The sequence below is a fragment of the Deinococcus sonorensis KR-87 genome (assembly GCF_040256395.1).
Lineage (GTDB): Bacteria > Deinococcota > Deinococci > Deinococcales > Deinococcaceae > Deinococcus > Deinococcus sonorensis.
This window is the reverse complement of record NZ_CP158299.1, coordinates 2156350-2174153: the sequence shown is the minus strand read 5'-3', so window position 1 is coordinate 2174153 and position 17804 is coordinate 2156350. Positions and strand designations below refer to the sequence as shown.

Here is a 17804-nt window from a genome sequence, read left to right as displayed (position 1 = left end):
CGGACGTCCCAGATCCGGGACGCCCGCCTCTATGTGCCGCCTTACTTCACAACGGAGATGATCACGTAGTTGATCTTGGTGTTGGTGCCGCCCACCGCATCGATGGTCAGCAGGCCGTCCGAGACCTCGACGGTAGTGGTCGCCTCGCGGAACAGGTTCTCCTTGGACGGCACGAACTTGTTGATCAGCGCCTTGCCTTCCACGTTGATCACATGCTCGCTAGGTCCGGAGGTGAAGGTGCTGGTATCGGCGTCGCCGACACCCACCGTCACGGTGTAATTGCCGTTCGGCACCTTGTACTCCCAGGCGGCGCTGGCCGACACCTTCGGATCACGGCAGATGCTGGCGCACTGCAGGTGAATGAGGGCGTACTGACGCTCCTCTAGCCCGACCGCCACGCCGGGATTGCCGCGACGGTTGCGGGCGTTCACCGAGATGTCCAGCGGGGTGGGGGTGGGGGTGCGAGCGGTGGCTTCCGTGACCCAGCCGTAACCACGAGCGGCGCTGTAGGCCAGACCGTTCTCCGGGGTGTACCCGGGCGGCGTAATGTCGTTCGAGGTAGCGGGCCGGAAGCTGAAGCGGAACACAGTGGGGGCCACCGCACTGACCGTCACGGTCGCCTGCGCCGACTTGCTGGTGTAGCCGGGGACCGTCGAGGTGGCCGTAATGGTCACGGTACCGACGGCATGAGCAGTGATCAGGCCATTGCTGTTCACCGAAGCGATGTTGTCGTCGCTGCTGCTCCACAGCACCGTCTGCGCGGGCTGCTGGCCGCCCGCCACTCCGTTCACGCGGGCATTAGCCTTCAGGGTGCCGCCCAGCACCACCACGTTGCCCTCCAGGGTAATGTCCACGCTCTGCACCGCCACCACATTAGTAGGCGTGGGCGTGTTTCCGCAGGCCATCAGGCCCAACGAGAGGCAGGCAATCAAGGTCGAGGGAAGGAGAAGACGGGCAACAGGATGGTTGGACATGGGAAGACCTGGACCTTTCCGAGGGGCAGAAGGCGAACGTGGGGAACAACTTATGGGTGAGATGTACATCCGGTGATGACGAATTTAGGATGCATGAGGGAGCGTAAATATTTCGTTGCGGGGAAATTACGCATTAGGAGGCAATAAGGAGAGTGGCTAGAATCCGAGCGCTACGCAGAGGCCTGTTTCCGTTCAAGTAAAATTTCAGTAAGCCGCAAGATAGGGCCCCACTGTTTCCAGTGGGGCCCTATGGTGTGCTGTTTTACTGAACGGCGTCGATGGTCAGGAAGTTCAGCTTGGTGTTGGTGCCACCCTTGGCATCGATCGTCAGGAAATTGTCGGTGACGGTCACCGCCACAACCGCCGACGCCTTGAAGTTGCCAGCCGTCGTGCTCGGGGTGAACTTCACAACCTGCGTACCTTCAACGTTGATGACATCAACACTGTCGACGTTCTTGAGATCGCCCACACCCACAGTCACGTTGTACTTGCCGTTAGGCACCTTGTATTCAAACGCAGCCGACTGCTTCTCCGGGCTTCCCACGGTGCAGCCCCCGCACTGCATGTTGATCTGCGTGTTGAAGCGCTGATCGGCAGCATTGTTCAGGCCGTACCGGTTGAGGTTGTCGCGGGTGTTGTTCACCAGGCTCAGCGGCGTCATGGCGGGCAGGTCGGTTTCCTTGACCCAACCGGACGTGCCGTCGAAGGCCGCGCCTGTGTTGGCGACGTAGCCGGCAGGCAGCGGAGTTGTGGGGCTGGTGGTCACGGCGGCAGTAGCCGGACGGAAGCTGATCTTCACCGGGGTGAAGGGGCCGCCGCCAGTGTTCCCGGCAGTCACGGTCACGTCAAACGTGCCGCTCTGCTTGGTATCCACTTTCGAGGTGGCGGTGATGGTGGCGGTGCCGGCCGACACGCCGGTGATTAAGCCGGTGTCGCTGACCGTGGCAACTGCATCGTTGTTCGAGCTCCAGGTGACGGTCTGGGCCGGCGTGCCGGTGCCAACAACGGTGGCGGTGGCCTGAGTGGTCTCACCGACTGCGATGCTTGCGGCAGGGGCGGTGACGGTCACGCTGGTGACGGTGGCAGTAGGCACAGTCGTGCCGCCTCCGCAGGACATCAGGACCATCGAGAGTGCAGCAGCAGCGGGAACAGCAAAACGCACGGTACGGGAGATAGTCATGGGGAAACCTCAACCTTTCCAGAAATGAGAGAGCGACGTGTGAGCATGACGAACCGAACGTGAGTGGTGACCTTCGTGTTTCGGTTGACGGGATTATCCTCGCGCGCCCACCGTAAAAGATTCGTTGCGACGGGCGATGAGGACCGTGAGCCTATACCCCCCGACGGGGGAATTCCTGACCGCCAAAGCCGCAATTGGAACCTGTCCTGCACTGTCGCAGAAGCCCAAAGACGGCTGATGAGAAGGTGTTTTTATTTTTCGGACACGTTGAGTGTCCCCCGCTACGGTCGCTGGACATTAAAGGTGCAGTCAAGGTAGCGACCGCACCGGCATCCTTACAGAAGCACAGACAAGTTGATGGAATTTGTCAGCTAGATGAGGTACCTTTCTTGTCAGGTATTGGAGGAACGGCATGAAGACGGATCTGAGCGCCCTCAAATTCAACCAGATCAGCGTGGTGACGCTTACGGCCCTGGCCCTGGCGCTGCGCATGCCCTGGTTGAGCGGACTGCTGGGTCTGGCGATGCTGATCGGTGCCGCCTGGCCCGTCCACAGTCCTCTCAAAGCCGCCTACCGCGCGCTTGGTCCGGTGTTGGGGCTGCGGCCTCAGGTAGTGGACGAGGCGCCTCAGGCGCACCAATTCGCCCAGGGGATTGGCGGCAGCGTGCTGCTGCTCAGTGCCCTGAGCGGGCTGGCGGGTCTGCCCCTGCTGAGCGCCGGCCTGGGGCTGCTGGTCATTATACTGGCCCTGCTCAACCTCACCACCCGCATCTGTGTCGGCTGCCTGCTGTATTTCCAGTGGCGCCTGCTGCAGTACCGTCTGACCCACTGAACCATTCCCGGTGAGCCCTTCACCGCCCCAACCCGGAGATTCCATGAGCGACATCGAACGCCTGAAAAAAGAGAAGCCGCCGTTTGACATCATTGACGATATTCACGTGTACGCGCGCGAGGGCGTCATCGACCCGGAGTGGATCGATATGCTCAAGTGGTACGGCGTGTACCCGCAGCGCCCCCAGGAGGACGGCTTCCTGATGATGCGCGTCAAGGTACCCGGCGCCACCTACAGCAGTGACGCTCTGCGCGAGATCGCCAGCATCAGCGACGATTACGCGCGCGGCACGCTGGACGTCTCGGACCGGCAGGCCTTCCAGTTTCACTGGCTGACCATCCGCGACGTGCCTACCATCTTCAGCCGCCTGGAGCAGATCAGGCTGCACACGCGCGGCGCCTGCGGCGACACCGTGCGTGCTGTGATCGCCAGCCCGCTGGCCGGCCTGGACGCCCGCGAAGTGCTGGACGTGGCGCCGCTGGCGCACCAGCTGGACCGTGAGCTGAGCGGCAACCCGGACTTTGGCGACCTGCCGCGCAAGTTCAAAATCAGCATCACCGGATCGCCGGAGCTGGAAGGCATTCACCTGATCAACGACATCGGCTTCCTGGCCCATGAGGTGAACGGCGAAGTCGGCTTCGACGTGTGGGTGGGCGGCGGTCTGGGTGCGGTCGCGCACCTGGCCGAGCGCCTGGGCGTGTTCGTGCGCCCGGAAGAGGTGGTGGAGGTGGCCATGGCCATCGCCGGCGCCTACCGCGACCACGGCTACCGTCAGAACCGCAAGAAGAGCCGCCTGAAGTACCTGATCAAGGATCTGGGCGCGGCCGGCTTCCGTCAGATCGTGGAGACCGAGTACCTGAAGCGCCCGCTCACCGACGGGCCGCAGGCGCCGGTGGCTCGCTTCGGCGGCAACGACGTGCTGGGCGTGCACCCGCAGAAGGGTGGCGGCTATTACGTGGTGGTGGCCACCACGGTAGGGCGCATCAACCCGGACAAGGCCCGCGCCCTGGCCGACCTCGCCGACCGCTACGGCAGCGGCGAGCTGCGCAACACCCCCTTCCAGAACATCCTGATTCCGAACGTGCAGCAGCCGGAGGCGCTGAGCCTGGAGCTGCAGGCGCTGGACCTCGCGCCCGACACCGGCATGCGCGGCACCACCATCGCCTGCACCGGCACGCAGTTCTGCCGATTGGCGCTGACGGAAACCAAGGAGCGCACCGCCAACCTGATCGATCACCTGGAGGCCGGTGGACTGGCCCTGCCGCAGCTGCCCGTCACCATCAATCTGACCGGCTGCAGCAACGCCTGCACCCGCTATCAGGTGGCGGACCTGGGCTTCATGGGCTCGCTGCGCAAGAACGCCGAGGGCGTGGAAGAGGAAGCCTACCAGGTGCATCTGGCGGGCGGCATCGGTGCGGCGCAGCGCCTGGGCACCAAGCTCAAGGGCGTGGTGCTGGCCAAGGACCTGGACCGCTACACCGCCTCGGTGCTGCGCGACTACGAAACCCAGGGCCTGCCGGACGAGACCTTCGTGCAGTTCGCCGACCGCGTCGGCGCCGAACGCTTCCTGCCGGACGCCGTCCTGAACCCCGACAAGCAGCCGGTGGGCGTGTGAGCCGGGCTGCGGAAGGCCGGGTGCTGTGGTTCACCGGCCTGTCAGGCGCCGGCAAGAGCACCCTGGCGAGCGCCCTCTACCGGGAGCTGGAGCGGCGTGGTGAACGGGTGGAGCTGCTGGACGGCGACGCCGTGCGCGAAAACCTGAGCAAGGGCCTGGGCTTCTCCAAGGCCGACCGCGACACCAACGTGCGGCGCATCGCCTTCGTGGCTGGGCTGCTGGCCCGCCACGGGGTGACGGTGCTGGTGAGCGCCATCTCTCCGTACCGCGACACCCGTGACGCGGTGCTGAGTGAGCTGCCGAACGCCTCGGAGATCTTCGTGGACGCGCCGCTCTCGGTGGTCACGGAGCGCGACGTGAAGGGTCTGTACCTGCGCGCCCTGGCCGGTGAGATTCCGCATTTCACCGGCGTCTCGGACCCCTACGAGGCCCCGCTCTCCCCCGCCCTGCACCTGCGCACCGACCAGCAGAGCATCGAGGCCTGCCTGGAGCAGGTGCTGGCGCTCGCCACCTCGGAGGTGGGCCGTGACGCTGCTTACGCCTGAGGTGAGCGCGTCGGTGCCGGCCTTCGGGCCGGACACCGATCCGCTGGAGGTGATCGGCTGGGCCCTGCAGGCGCACCCGGATCTGGTGATGCCGAGCGCCTTCAACCTGAACGGCGTGGTGCTGCTGGACCTCGCGGCGCGGGCCGGCTACACCGGCGACGTGCTGTTTGTGGATACCGGCTATCACTTCCCGGAGACGCTCGCCACCCGTGACCGCCTCGCGGAGCGCTACCCGCAGCTGAACTTCGTGACGCTGAACGCCGGGGCCAGCCCTGACGACGGCCAGACCCCGGACGGCCTGTACGCCACCAACCCGGACGCCTGCTGCGCGGCGCGCAAGGTGGAGCCGCTGCAGCGCCACCTGAAGAGCCGCAACCCTTCGGCTCTGCTGAACGCCCGCAGCCGAGATCAGGCCAGCACCCGCGCGGACATCCCCTTCGTGGAAGACGGCGCCCGGCGCAAGATCAATCCGCTGGCCTACTGGACCCGCGAGCAGCTGGAGGTCTACGCCACCGCCCATGATCTGCCGGTCAACCCGCTGTACTTCGACGGTTTCCTGAGCATCGGCTGCTGGCCCTGTACCCGTGCGGTGCGGCCGGGAGAGGATGCCCGTGCCGGCCGCTGGGCCGGGCAGGGCAAGACCGAATGTGGCCTGTGGGCCGGCGAGCAGCGGCTCTAACACATTTTTTTTGCCGGATTAGTTGACCTGAACCATCAATTGAAGCTTTCCTCGAGAGGATCCCGAATGACCATCCTGACCCATCATCCCCTGACGCTCCCCACCCCTCTCGGCGGCACCCTGGTCAACCGGGTCCGCAGCGCCCAGCCGGGCGAACTGCAGGGCCGGCCCGCCCTGGAACTCAGCGACCGCAGCTACGCCGACCTGGAGATGCTCGCCAGCGGCGCGTATTCCCCACTGACCGGCTTCCTGGGTGAGGCCGACTACCGCTCGGTGGTCGAGCGCATGCGCCTCGCCGACGGCACCCCCTGGAGCATTCCCATCACGCTGGCGGTCAGCAGCGAGGAAGCGGCCAAGGCGCGCGGTGTGGTGGCCCTGACCCGGCAGGGTGAGCCGGTCGGCTTCATCGAGGTCAGCGAGACCTACACCCCGGACAAGCGCTGGGAAGCCCGCGAAGTGTACCGGACCGAGGACGTGGCGCACCCGGGCGTGGCCGCGCTGTACAGCTCCGGCGAGGTGTACGTGGCCGGCGCCATCACGCTGTATCAGGTGCCCCGGGGCAACTTCCCGGCGCACCACCGCACGCCCGCCGAGGTGCGCGAGGTGATCGAGGCGCGCGGCTGGCGCAGCACCGTGGCCTTCCAGACCCGCAACCCGATCCACCGCGCCCACGAGTACCTGCAGAAGGTGGCGCTGGAGCTGGTGGACGGCCTGCTGCTGCACCCGCTGGTGGGCACCACCAAGGGCGACGACGTGCCGGCCGACGTGCGCGTGAAGGCCTACGAGGTGCTGCTGGAGCGCTACTACCCGCGTGAGCGCACCCTGCTGAGCGTGTACCCGGCGGCCATGCGCTACGCCGGTCCGCGAGAGGCCATCCTGCACGCGCTGTCCAGGCGCAACTACGGCGCCACCCACTTCATCGTGGGCCGCGACCACGCCGGGGTGGGCAGCTACTACGGCACCTACGAGGCGCAGGAGATCTTCTCGCACTTCACGGCGCAGGAACTGGGCATCCAGATCCTGAAGTTCGAGCACACCTTCTACTGCAAGACCTGCGGGCAGCTGGTCAGCCCCCGCACCTGCCCGCACGACGGCTCGCACCACCTGGTGCTGAGCGGCACCAAGGTGCGCGAGCTGCTGCGGGCCGGCGAGGCGCTGCCCGCCGAGTTCACCCGGCCCGAGGTGGCTGAGGTGCTGCGCGAGGGCTATCGCCGCTGAACGTTTCTTGAAGCGGCCTTCAGCTGTCTGAAGACCAAGCGTCCCCTGCACCCCCCAACATTTAAGGCATCCTGCTACATCCTGCCTTGCTGTTGCCCCACCCCTGAGGCTCCCATGACCAATCGCACACACCTCCTGACCGCCGCCGTGCTGCTCAGCCTGGGCCTGACCCAGGCGCAGCAGGCCACCACCATCCGCATCGGCTACTTTCCCAACCTGACCCACGCCCCCGCGCTGGTGGCGCTGGACCGGGGCGACTTCCAGAAGGCTTTCGGGAAGGTCACGCTGCAGACACGCGACTTCGTGTCGGGCACCCAGCTGTCAGAAGCCTTCGCTGCCGGGCAGATCGACATCGGGTACATCGGGCCAGGACCGGCCATCAACGCCGCCGCGCGTGGCCTGCCGGTCCAGATCATCGCGGGCGCCTCGAATGCCGGCGCGGTGCTGATCGCCCGCAAGGACGTGAGCATTGCCAGCTTCAAGGATCTGGCCGGCAAGCGGGTGGCGGTGCCGTCGCTCGGCAACACCCAGGACATCAGCCTGCGGCACATCCTCAAGGAGCAGGGTCTCAAGGCGCAGACGGACGGCGGCACCGTCACCATCGTGCCGGTGGCACCTGCCGATGTGGCCGCCGCCTTCTCCAGCCGTCAGATCGACGCAGCGCTGGTGCCGGAACCGTGGGGGGCGCAGCTGCAGCAGCAGGGCAATAAGCTGGTGCTGGACGAGAAGGCCATCTGGCGGAACGGCGACTACCCGACCGCCGTGGTGATCGTGAATACCAAGTTCGCGGCCGCCAACCCGGAACTGGTGAAGGCCTTCCTGAAGGCCCACCTGAGCGCCGTCGCCTTCATCAAGAAGAACCCACCGGCGGCCCAGCAGGCCATCAGCCGGCAGCTGGAGAAGCTGACCGGACAGAAGGTGGCCCCGCTGGTGCTGCAGCGCGCACTGTCGCGCACCCAGATCTCCGCCGACCTCAACCAGGACGCACTGCGCGAGTACGCCGACCTGAACAAGGAAGCAGGCTACACCCGTGAGGTGCCGGATCTGAGCAAGGTTGTGAACCTCAGCGTGTTGAAATCGCTGCAGACAGGCGGCAAATGACGTCAGCCAGCGTCAGCCCCCATCCGGGCGGCGCTGGCCGGCGCGTGCGGGCCCTGGCCCTGCAGCTGGGCGGGCTGCTGCTGCTGTTGCTGCTGTGGTGGTTCCTGACCGACGTGCGTCAGGTGTGGCCCAGCTACGTGATGCCGGGACCGAAGGCCGTCTGGAGTGAGATCCAGTACGGCCTGTTCGGCAAGTCGCCCGACGGCAAGCTGCTGACGGCGGTGCTCAACTCGCTGCGGCGGGTCGCCGTCGGCTACCTGATTGCCGTGGCGCTCGGAACGCTGGCTGGCCTGGCGCTGGCGTCGTGGCGGATTCTGCGCGACACGGTGGGCAGCTACCTGACGGCGCTTCAGAGCATTCCGTCCATCGCCTTCGTGCCGCTGGCCATCGTGTTCCTGGGCCTGAACGAGCGCGCGGTGCTGGCGGTGGTGATTCTGGAGGGCTTCATTCCGGTGGCGCTGGCGGTGTCGGGCGCGCTCGGCAACGTGCCGCCGGCCCTGCGGGTGGCCGGGCGCACCCTGGGCGCGTCCGGCCTGGGGCTGGTGACGTCGGGTGATGTTCCCGGCCAGCCTGCCATCGCTGGTGGGCGGCCTGAGAACCGCCTGGAGCTTCTCGTGGCGCGCCCTGATCGGAGCGGAACTGCTGACCACCAACCCGGGCCTGGGCCAGCTGCTGGAAATTGGACGCAACACCGCCAACGCCGCGCTGGTCATCTCTACCATTCTGATCGTGGGGGTGGTGGGCGGGCTGTTCGATCAGTTGATCCGCGCGCTGGAGGCCCGCGTCCGCCGTGACCACGGCCTGGAGGTGCAGTCATGACCCGTGTGGTAGAAGTCAGCAATGAGCGGCGCAGCACGGAGCGCACCATGAGCAGCCAGGGCGCCACGCTGGCGCTGCAGGACGTGACGTACCGCTACGGCGCCAGCCGGACCCAGGCGCCGGCCGGGGTGGGGCCGCTGCAGCTGAGTGTGGCCGCCGGCGAGTTCGTGTGTGTGGTGGGGCCCAGCGGCAGCGGCAAGAGCACCCTGCTTTCGCTGCTGTCGGGCTTCCTGAAGCCTCAGGCCGGGCAGATCCTGCTGGATCAGCAGGTGCTGCGCGGGCCGGATCAGGCGCTGACGCTGGTGCAGCAGGAGCACGCCCTGTTTCCGTGGCGCACGGTGCTGGGCAACGTGATGTTCGGGCTGGAGTCGCGCCGCATGCCGCGCGCCGAGCGCCAGCAGCGAGCGCGGGCGGCCCTGGAGATGGTGGGGCTGGACGGATACGCCGACCGCCGGGTTCACGAGCTGTCAGGTGGGCAGCGCCAGAGGGTCTCACTGGCCCGCGCGCTGGCCCTGCGCCCCCGGCTGCTACTGCTGGACGAACCGTTCAGCGCCCTGGACGTGAACACCCGCGCCACCCTGGGCCAGGAGCTGCTGACACTGTGGCAGCGCCAGGGCAGCACGGTGCTGTTCGTGACGCACAACCTGGACGAGGCCCTCTCGCTGGGCCAGCGGGTGGTGGCGCTGCGGGCCGGCGCGGTGGCGCTTGACCAGCTCGCAGAAGAACTCAGCATTGAGACGCTGAGAGCCGTTCTGGACGGCGAAGCACTGGTCTGAAGGCCCTTCGCGCCTCAGGCCAGCAGCTCGGCCGTGAGGTGATCTACCCGGCGCGGCAGTGGCTCCAGCCGATCCAGCTGCGCGGCCAGCATCTGCATCATCCGCCAGCCGAGCAGTTCCTCGCTCAGCTGAAACGGACGGTCGCCCGGGCGGCGGACCACCACCAGCGCCGGCGACGCGTCCAGGCTGTCCAGCGGCAGCATCAGGGCCGCCTCTCCGCCTGAGGTCAGCTGCTCGTAGCGCTGCCCGGTGAACCGGACGTTGAGGTAGCGCTGCGGCTGCCCGCTCCCAAGCGTCTGGGCCGTCAGCCCCTCGCCGACCGACACCCGGCAGTGCTGCGGCATCGGCACCTGACCCAGCGAGATGACCGACATCAGCGCGTCGTCCTGCGGGGCGAGCAGCACCACCGAATGTGCGTTGAGCGTCACCAGCAACGCCTCGCACAGGGCACGCGCCACCTGCTCCACGCTATGGCCGTGGCTCCAAGCTTCCGCCAACGCGAGCAGTGCCTGCAGTTCCTGCTGATGCCGCTGCTCGCGCTGACGGCGTTCGCGTCCCTGGAGCAGCGCCGCGATCTTGCGCGCAAAGGCGCTCGCCTGGCTGAGTGATTCGGGGGCAAAGGCGCTCTCCTTGGAGAAGTTGTCGAGGTTCAGCAGCGCCACCACCTCCCGCCCCACCACCACCGGCACGCACAGGTTGACCTCAATGCGCCTCAATCCATACGCTTCGCCCAGCGTCACCATCCGGCTGCCTTCCGGCTGCTGCGGCTCGGTGCGCAGCCGGGGCAGGCCCGCCAGATATCCGCTGAGGTTGGGGCCATACCAGGCGCGCTGCTGCGCCACACTCAGCCGCTGGCCCAGCAGCCGGTCGTCGAAGTTGTGCTGCGCCCGGATCACGAACTCCTGATCTTCCAGCAGCAGCAGGCTGCCCGCCTCGGCCCCCGGCACCGCCATCACGGCCGAGCTCAGCAGGTCGTCCCACTCGCCCTCGATCTGGCCCGCGTCGCGGCCCAGATCGTCCAGCGTCGAGAGCAGGGTGGCCCAGAGCGTATGCTGCCCAGCCTGCTCGTCGGGCATCATGATGTGCGTGGTATGCGCGCTGGGCGACGGTGCCGGAGCCTGCGTCGCGCTCGCCACCACGATCTGGTCCCGGCCACCGCGTTTGGCCGCGTACAGCGCCGAGTCGGCCCGGCGGAACACGCTGGCCCCGATGCCGCGCTGTCCGGCCTGCGCCACTCCCAGCGAACACGTCAACGACGGAGGCTGATGTTCGTCGGTGCCGCTCACCACGACGGTCAGGCGCACCCCCTGCCAGATGCGCTGCGCCAGGGCCAGCGCCGCGTCCGGACGGCCCGGCAGCACCACCGCGAATTCCTCGCCGCCGATGCGGTAGGCGCGGCCCCGGTGTGGCAGCGTGGCTTCCAGGACCGCCCCGACCGCCTGAATGGCCCGGTCGCCGGTGTCATGGCCGTAGCGGTCGTTGACCTGCTTGAAGTGGTCGATGTCCAGCAGGATCAGGTGATCGTGCGGCTGCAGGTGTTCCAGATCGCGCTGAAATTGACGCCGGTTGAGCAGCCCGGTGAGCGGATCGGTGTGCGCCAGCGCCTGATACGAGCGGGTCAGGCGCACCAGCTGGGCGCGCGAGTGCAACACCCCCGCAGCCACGCCCAGCCCCAGGGCGTGGCTCAGGGGCAGCACCAGCAGCAGCTCGCGCAGCAGGTCGGCCGAGATCAGGCCATACGGCAGCGCCATCGCGCCGAACACCACCAGCGGTTCCCACCACGCCAGCTGCAGGGTGCGGCGCCCTCGCCACAGGCCCGCCGCCACCAGCCAGCTGAACGCTCCGCTCAACAGTTCCGGCACCACCCCGGCGCCGCCGACGATCAGGCGCGCCAGCACGGCGCAGGCCAGCACCGGCAGGGAAAAGCGCGGCCCGAAGGTCAGCAGCAACAGCAGCGGCGGCAGCAGGCGCAGGTCAATCAGCACGCCCGGCAGCGGCACCCACGGCGTCAGCATCAGCAGCAGCGTGCTGACGGCGCCGGCCAGCAGCAGCGGCACCTTCAGGCGCTGGCTGGGCATGTCCGGCTGCAGCAACAACCCGGCCGCGAAGGCCAGCACGATCACCAGAAGCAGACCATACGCCAGAGGAAGCAGCACGCTGAGTGACAACAAGTCGTCCTTTCCGAACGGATGGCCCGGCCACCGGGCGGGCGGCCTGATGGCTCAGCCCGCCGCAGAGCAGCTCACAGTTTACCCACACATTTCCTCATGTGCCATGCCGCGCGCCCCCCTTCCTGGGGGTGAGGACCCCTACCAGGGGGCCTTCAGGGGCGGCCGGTGCCCTCGATGGCCCGCTCGATGCGGCGGTCCGGGATGAGCCACATCAGGGCCACCAGGATCAGGCAGCCCCCCGAGACCATCACGCCCACCTGGCCCAGCAGCGGTGTCAGCAATGCCACCACGTACCCCACCAGCGAGAGGTTGCCTTTCAGATCGCTGCCGATGGCGTCCTGGAGCAGGTGGTTGTTGTGGTCAGTCCGGATGATGGTGCGAACCAGCAGGGAGTAGGCCAGGGCGCACAGCAGGGCGTCGGCGGCGTACACCATCATCGGCACCGGCGCGAAGTGGGACTCGCCCGCCCAGTCCGTGACGAACGGCAGCAGCGACAGCCAGAACAGCAGGTGCAGGTTGGCCCACAACACGCCGCCGCTGACGCGCTGCACGGTATGCATCAGGTGATGGTGGTTGGTCCAGTAGATGCCCACAAACACGAAACTGATCAGATAGCTGAGCAGCACCGGCCACAGCTGCAGCAGGTCCGCCCAGCTGTGGCCCTCAGGCCGCCTCAGTTCCAGCACCATGATGGTGATGACGATGGCCAGTACCCCGTCCGAGAACGCTTCCAGTCTGTTTTTGGTCATGCGGCGCTCCCCCTGACCCTCACTATGACGGGTCGGTGAACGCCAGGACAGGCCAAAGAAAAGCGGCCCGGCCTCTTCAGGACGGGTCGCCATGTTCAGCTGCAAAGATTCAGGCCGCGCCGACCTTCTCCGCGATGATGCCCTCGATGTACTCCACCACGCTGCGCAGCGGCACGCGGGTCAGGACGTCTTCCAGGAAGGCCGTGACCAGCATCTTCTCGGCCAGCTCCTGACGAATGCCGCGCGAGCGCAGGAAGAACAGCTGCTCCTGGTCCACCGGGCCGGTGGTGCTGCCGTGGCTGCAGCGCACATCGTTGGCGTTGATCTCCAGCTGCGGCACGCTGTAGTTGCGCGCGTCGCTCGACAGCATCAGGGTGCGGTGCTTCTGGTAGGCGTCGGTCTTCTGGGCGCCCAGATCCACCTTGATCATGCCGCTGAACACGCCCACCGAGGCGTCGTCGCCCACGCCCTTGTACAGCAGGTCGCTGTGCGCGTTGGGGGCGGCATGGTGCTGCAGGGTGTAGTGATCGAAGTGCTGGTCCTTGTTGGCGAAGTACAGAGCCAGCATCTCGCTGTCGGAGCCCTGGCCGCGCAGGTAACTCTGCATCTCGGTGCGGCTGAGCGTGCCGCCCATGGTGACCACCAGGCTGTTGAGGGTGGCGTCACGGCCCACGTCGCCACGCTGGCGCTGGATGTGCGTCACGCCCTCGCCCCAGTTCTGGATGCTGACGTAGCGTACCCGCGCCGCCTGCTTCAGCACCAGTTCCACCGCGCCGATGGCGTAGGTGCCGGGCAGCGCCTCGCTGTCCTGCTCGTCGATGAAGGTGACGCTGGCGTTCTCCTCGGCCACCACCAGGGTGCGGGTGGCGGTGTAGGTGCCGGCCTCGCTCATCACCCGGAACGACCCCAGGGGCAGCTCCACGTCCACACCGCGCGGCACGTACACAAAAGCGCCGTTGGTCCACAACGCCGCTGCCAGCGCGCTGAACTTGCCCTCGCTGGGGTCCGGGCTCTTGCTGGGGGTGGTGCCGGGCGCGGCGATGGTGGTGTCGTCCGGCACTTCGGCCGGGACCACGCTGTACAGGTACTGCTGCACCTTGTCGCCGTGCTGCTCCACCGCTGAGCGCAGGTCGGTGAAGATCACGCCCTTCGCGCTCAGTTCGGCCGGCAGTTCGGTGCGGTACACCACGTCCGGGCCGTCCAGCACCAGGTAGGCACCCACGTCGGTGCTGGTCAGGCGCTTCTGCACGCTGGCCGGCAGCGCCGTGATGTCCTGCACCACGTCACGCTTCCCGTGTGGGCGCAGCGAGGCGAAGTCCACGTCCACGCGGGTGTACTTCCAGGCCTCGACGCCCTCATGCGGCACGTCCAGGCTGTTGAAGAGGGTCAGGCCCTCCTTGCGCTTGGCGGTCAGCCACTCGGGGCCGCCCGCCTGGGTGATCAGGTCTTCCGTGAAGGGTTGGGTCATGGGGTCTCCAGTCAGAGGTGAGGCGGTCAGCCGAAGAACGATTCGACTTCCAGCACGAAGCCGCCCGGCGTGTTGAAGTAGAAGGTCAGCCGGCCGTTGTTCTCGTGCGGCTCGGGAATCTCGAAGCCTGCGCCGGTCAGCTGGGCGTGCATGGCCCGCACCTGCTCGGGCGTGTCCTGCATGAAGCCGATGTGGAACACCTTGGGGTAGGTCACGTCCGGGGCGCGGAACACCGAGATCAGTGATCCGGCATCGTCGCGCAGGAAGGCCATGCGGTCGTTCATGGGCATGCCCTCCCCGGCCGGCCGCAGGCCGAAGTGCTGCTGGAACAGGTCCACGGTGGCGGGAACGTCAGTGACACCCAGATTGATGTGGTTGAGTTTCAAGGCGGTCCTTTGTAGTTCGCAACAGAAGCGAGATGAGGCGACAGGTCCTGCAAGGGTTGGGGGCAGCCGTGGCCACCCCCCTTCAGCACACTCCAGGAACCGCCCAGGGGCAGTTCCCGAAGGCTCTCTTACCCGACGCTGCCTTCCATCTCCAGTTCGATCAGGCGGTTCAGTTCCACCGCGTACTCCAGCGGCAGTTCCTTGGCGATCGGCTCGATGAAGCCGCGCACGATCAGCCCGGCGGCCTGGTCCTCGCTCAGCCCACGGCTCTGCAGGTACAGGATCTGCTCGTCGTTGATCTTGGACACGGTGGCCTCATGGCCCACCCGCGCGGTCTTCTCCTCGATCTCGATGTAGGGGTAGGTGTCGGTGCGGGCCTCGTCGTCCAGCAGCAGGGCGTCGCACTCCACGTTGGTCTTGGCGCCGGTGGCCCCCTCGTAGATCTTGACCAGGCCGCGGTAGCTGCTGCGGCCGCTGTCCTTGCTGATGCTCTTGCTGACGATGGTGCCGCTGGTGTGCGCCGCGAAGTGCACGATCTTGGCGCCGGCGTCCTGGTGCTGGCCACGGCCGGCCATGGCGATACTCAGCACCTCGCCGCGCGCGCCCTCTTCCATCAGGTAGCAGGCCGGGTACTTCATGGTGACCTTGCTGCCGAGGTTGCCGTCCACCCACTCCATCACGCCGTTGCCGTACACGGCGGCGCGCTGGGTCACGAGGTTGTAGACGTTGTGGCTCCAGTTCTGGATGGTGCTGTAGCGGAAGCGGGCCCCCTCCTTCACGACGATCTCGATGACGCCCGAGTGGAAGCTGTCGGAGGCGTAGGTGGGGGCGGTGCAGCCCTCGATGTAGTGCGCCTGGGCGCCTTCATCCACGATGATCAGGGTGCGCTCGAACTGGCCGCTGCTCTCCGCGTTGATGCGGAAGTAGGTCTGCAGCGGAATGTCCACCTTGACGCCCTTCGGCACGTACACGAACGACCCACCGGACCACACGGCGCTGTTGATGGCCGCGAACTTGTTGTCCTGCGGCGGCACGATCGTGGCGAAGTGCTCGCGGAACAGGTCCGGGTACTGCTTCAGGCCGTCCTCGATGCTCAGGAACACCACGCCCAGCTTCTCCCACTCGTCCTTGAGGTTGTGGTACACCATCTCGGACTCGTACTGCGCGCCCACGCCGGCCAGCGCCTTGCGCTCGGCCTCCGGAATGCCCAGCCGCTCGAAGGTCTGCTTCACGTCGTCCGGCACGTCGTCCCAGCTGCGGGCGTTAAAGCCTTCGGGCTTGATGTAGTAGTAGATCTCGTCGAGGTTCAGGCCCGAGAGGTCCGCGCCCCACTCGGGCATCGGCTTGGCGTAGAAGATGTCCAGCGCCTTGAGCCGGAAGTCCAGCATCCACTGCGGCTCGTCCTTGGCCTTCGAGATCATCTCGACGACCTCGCGGCTCAGGCCCTTGGGCGCCTTGATCGCGTAGTTCTCGGGATTGCTCCAGCCGAACTCGTACTCGGTATTGATGTTGGACGCTTCAGGATTAACGGTCATGGTGACTCCTTGAAAGAGGGCCGTGCAGGGCAACGTGGGGCCGGCACTCGGCCGGCCCGGCCACGTTCAGGCGCCGGCCGCCAGTTCCTTGACCCAGTCGTAGCCCTGGGTGTCGAGCTTCTTGGCCAGCTCCGGGCCGCCGCTCTGCACCACGCGGCCGTTGACGATGATGTGCACCTTGTCCGGCACGATGTAGTCCAGCAGGCGCTGGTAGTGGGTGATGATCAGCCCGCCCAGCTCCGGCCCACGGATGCTGTTGACACCCTTGGCCACGATCTTGAGCGCGTCCACGTCTAGGCCCGAGTCGGTCTCGTCCATGATGATGTAGCGCGGGTCGAGCATCAGCATCTGAAGAATCTCGTTGCGCTTCTTCTCGCCGCCGGAAAAGCCCTCGTTGAGGTAGCGCTCCACGATGCTCTCGTCCCACTCGAGCGTCTTGAGGGCGGCGGTCAGCTTGCCGTAGAACTCGGTGAAGCTGACCTCCTCGCCCTCGGCCTTGCGGGCCTGCATGGCGAGGCGCAGGAAGTTGGCGATGGTCACACCGGGAATCTCGACCGGGTACTGGAAGGCCAAGAACACCCCCAGGCGGGCGCGCTCGTCCGGCTCCAGCTCCAGGATGTTCACGCCGTCCACCAGCACCTCGCCCTCGGTCACGGTGTACTCGGGGTCGCCCACGATCACCTTGGCCAGCGTGCTCTTGCCGTTGCCGTTCGGCCCCATCACGGCATGCAGCTCGCCGCGCGGCACCGTCAGGTTGATGCCCTTCAGGATCGGCAGGTCGCCGACCGTGGCATGCAGGTTGCGGATTTCAAGGGTGTGGGGCTGGTGTTCGCTCATCTGGGCTCCTCTGGGGCGCGGTAAGATCACTCACACGCACCCGACATGCACTTCAGGCCGGCTCCTTGTTGAGAACCGTTCCTACTTACTGGTTCATTTTAGGCGCTTGAGCCCCTAAAGTCGAGTGATTTACTCTGCTATTGTCGGCCGCCGGCTTCTTGCGCGCCCAGGCGGGGAAAGCCCTGCTCACACACGCTCATTTCACGCTTGCCACGCGGCTGCGTGATACCGGTAGAGGGTGAAGCTGAATCTCCTGAATCTGCTGACGGCAGCCGGTCCCCTGCTGTGGGTGCTGGTGGCCCTCTCGGTCTACGTCGTCTATCTGGCCGTGCTGCGGTTTCAGGTGCTGGGCCGGCTGGGCGCGAGCGCCGAAGCCACCATTCAGCGCGTGCGCGCCAACACGGCCGAGAGCGGGCCGCAGGCGGCCCTGGCCGAACTGGACCGCAGCGGCGCCCGGATGCCGGCCGCCGTTGTCGCGCGCGCCGGCCTGAGCCGCGCCGACCGGGGGCCGGAAGCGGCCCAGGCGGCCATGAACGCGGCGGTGCTGGCCGAGGATGCGCGGCTGTACGCCGGCCTCAGCGCGCTGGGCACGGCGGCGCAGGTGGGACCGCTGCTGGGCCTGCTCGGCACGGTCATCGGCATGGTGCGCTCGTTTCTGGTGTTCTCCCAGACCACCAGCCCCACCACCGAGCAGCTCGCCACCGGCATCAGCGAGGCGCTGATCAACACGGCGGGCGGCCTGATCGTGGCGGTGGTGGCCTACGTGGCGCGCAACATGCTGCGCACCCGCGCCGACCGGATTGCGACCAGCATGGAACGGGTGCGCGAGGAGCTGCCCAGCTGGCTGGTGCGGCCGCAGCGCCCGGCCCCGACCACGCCGCTGGAGTTCGACTTCGCGCCGAGGGTGCGGCCTTGAACC

Annotated in this window: 17 protein-coding genes and 1 pseudogene; 10 read left to right on the top strand and 8 right to left on the bottom strand. The window is 66.9% G+C overall.

Going from position 1 to position 17804, the window contains the following annotated elements:
* Positions 1–41: 41 nt before the first annotated feature.
* Together ABOD76_RS15950 and ABOD76_RS15945 are read right to left on the bottom strand one after the other, a co-directional pair.
* On the bottom strand, positions 42–932 hold the full coding sequence (locus ABOD76_RS15950; RefSeq protein ID WP_350242946.1) for an Ig-like domain-containing protein: 891 nt from the start codon (positions 930–932) through the stop codon (positions 42–44).
* Between the two features lie 304 nt (positions 933–1236).
* A complete protein-coding gene (locus ABOD76_RS15945) occupies positions 1237–2154 on the bottom strand; it encodes an Ig-like domain-containing protein (protein ID WP_350242945.1) in 918 nt (305 codons plus the stop codon).
* 412 nt (positions 2155–2566) lie between these two features.
* Between ABOD76_RS15945 and ABOD76_RS15940 the strand changes: the two genes are divergently transcribed.
* From ABOD76_RS15940 to ABOD76_RS15900, 9 genes and pseudogenes are all read left to right on the top strand, one after another.
* The gene (locus tag ABOD76_RS15940) at positions 2567–2986 is read left to right on the top strand and encodes a DUF4395 domain-containing protein (RefSeq protein ID WP_350242944.1); all 420 of its coding nucleotides are present in this window, start codon (positions 2567–2569) and stop codon (positions 2984–2986) included.
* A 43-nt stretch (positions 2987–3029) separates the two neighbouring features.
* The gene (locus ABOD76_RS15935) at positions 3030–4601 is read left to right on the top strand and encodes a nitrite/sulfite reductase (RefSeq protein ID WP_350242943.1); all 1572 of its coding nucleotides are present in this window, start codon (positions 3030–3032) and stop codon (positions 4599–4601) included.
* Positions 4598–5146 carry an adenylyl-sulfate kinase gene (gene cysC / locus ABOD76_RS15930; protein ID WP_350242942.1) on the top strand — a complete coding sequence of 183 codons (549 nt, stop codon included), beginning with the start codon at positions 4598–4600 and terminating at the stop codon, positions 5144–5146. The genes ABOD76_RS15935 and cysC overlap by 4 nt, the downstream gene beginning before the upstream one ends.
* Complete coding sequence (locus tag ABOD76_RS15925; protein WP_380129690.1) at positions 5127–5825, top strand: phosphoadenylyl-sulfate reductase; 699 nt, start codon at positions 5127–5129, stop codon at positions 5823–5825. Before cysC ends, ABOD76_RS15925 begins: the two co-directional genes overlap by 20 nt.
* Before the next feature lie 66 nt (positions 5826–5891).
* Positions 5892–7043: a sulfate adenylyltransferase gene (gene sat, locus ABOD76_RS15920; RefSeq protein ID WP_350242941.1), complete on the top strand. Its 1152-nt coding sequence runs from the start codon at positions 5892–5894 to the stop codon at positions 7041–7043.
* 114 nt (positions 7044–7157) lie between these two features.
* Positions 7158–8144 (top strand): aliphatic sulfonate ABC transporter substrate-binding protein, encoded by a 987-nt coding sequence (locus tag ABOD76_RS15915; protein ID WP_350242940.1) that lies wholly within the window; start codon positions 7158–7160, stop codon positions 8142–8144.
* Positions 8141–8623, top strand: a pseudogene (locus ABOD76_RS15910) (ABC transporter permease); the annotation flags it as partial. The gene ABOD76_RS15915 and the pseudogene ABOD76_RS15910, both read left to right, overlap by 4 nt.
* A gap of 76 nt (positions 8624–8699) precedes the next feature.
* A complete protein-coding gene (locus tag ABOD76_RS15905; protein WP_350245290.1) occupies positions 8700–8963 on the top strand; it encodes an ABC transporter permease in 264 nt (87 codons plus the stop codon).
* The gene (locus ABOD76_RS15900; RefSeq protein ID WP_350242939.1) at positions 8960–9739 is read left to right on the top strand and encodes an ABC transporter ATP-binding protein; all 780 of its coding nucleotides are present in this window, start codon (positions 8960–8962) and stop codon (positions 9737–9739) included. The genes ABOD76_RS15905 and ABOD76_RS15900 overlap by 4 nt, the downstream gene beginning before the upstream one ends.
* A 14-nt stretch (positions 9740–9753) precedes the next feature.
* Here ABOD76_RS15900 and ABOD76_RS15895 read toward each other — a convergent pair whose 3' ends face one another.
* From ABOD76_RS15895 to sufC, 6 genes are all read right to left on the bottom strand, one after another.
* Entirely contained in the window at positions 9754–11910 is a 2157-nt protein-coding gene (locus ABOD76_RS15895; RefSeq protein ID WP_350242938.1) for a GGDEF domain-containing protein, read from the bottom strand.
* 152 nt (positions 11911–12062) lie between these two features.
* Positions 12063–12659: a TMEM175 family protein gene (locus tag ABOD76_RS15890; protein WP_350242937.1), complete on the bottom strand. Its 597-nt coding sequence runs from the start codon at positions 12657–12659 to the stop codon at positions 12063–12065.
* 109 nt (positions 12660–12768) lie between these two features.
* Positions 12769–14127 (bottom strand): Fe-S cluster assembly protein SufD, encoded by a 1359-nt coding sequence (gene sufD / locus ABOD76_RS15885; RefSeq protein ID WP_350242936.1) that lies wholly within the window; start codon positions 14125–14127, stop codon positions 12769–12771.
* A 26-nt stretch (positions 14128–14153) separates the two neighbouring features.
* Positions 14154–14513 (bottom strand): VOC family protein, encoded by a 360-nt coding sequence (locus tag ABOD76_RS15880; protein WP_350242935.1) that lies wholly within the window; start codon positions 14511–14513, stop codon positions 14154–14156.
* A 128-nt stretch (positions 14514–14641) separates the two neighbouring features.
* Positions 14642–16048 carry a Fe-S cluster assembly protein SufB gene (sufB, locus tag ABOD76_RS15875; RefSeq protein ID WP_350242934.1) on the bottom strand — a complete coding sequence of 469 codons (1407 nt, stop codon included), beginning with the start codon at positions 16046–16048 and terminating at the stop codon, positions 14642–14644.
* A 66-nt stretch (positions 16049–16114) separates the two neighbouring features.
* Positions 16115–16885 (bottom strand): Fe-S cluster assembly ATPase SufC, encoded by a 771-nt coding sequence (gene sufC, locus ABOD76_RS15870; protein ID WP_350242933.1) that lies wholly within the window; start codon positions 16883–16885, stop codon positions 16115–16117.
* A 244-nt stretch (positions 16886–17129) separates the two neighbouring features.
* Here sufC and ABOD76_RS15865 point away from each other — a divergent pair, with 244 nt between their 5' ends.
* A complete protein-coding gene (locus ABOD76_RS15865) occupies positions 17130–17801 on the top strand; it encodes a MotA/TolQ/ExbB proton channel family protein (RefSeq protein WP_350245289.1) in 672 nt (223 codons plus the stop codon).
* Positions 17802–17804 lie beyond the last annotated feature (3 nt).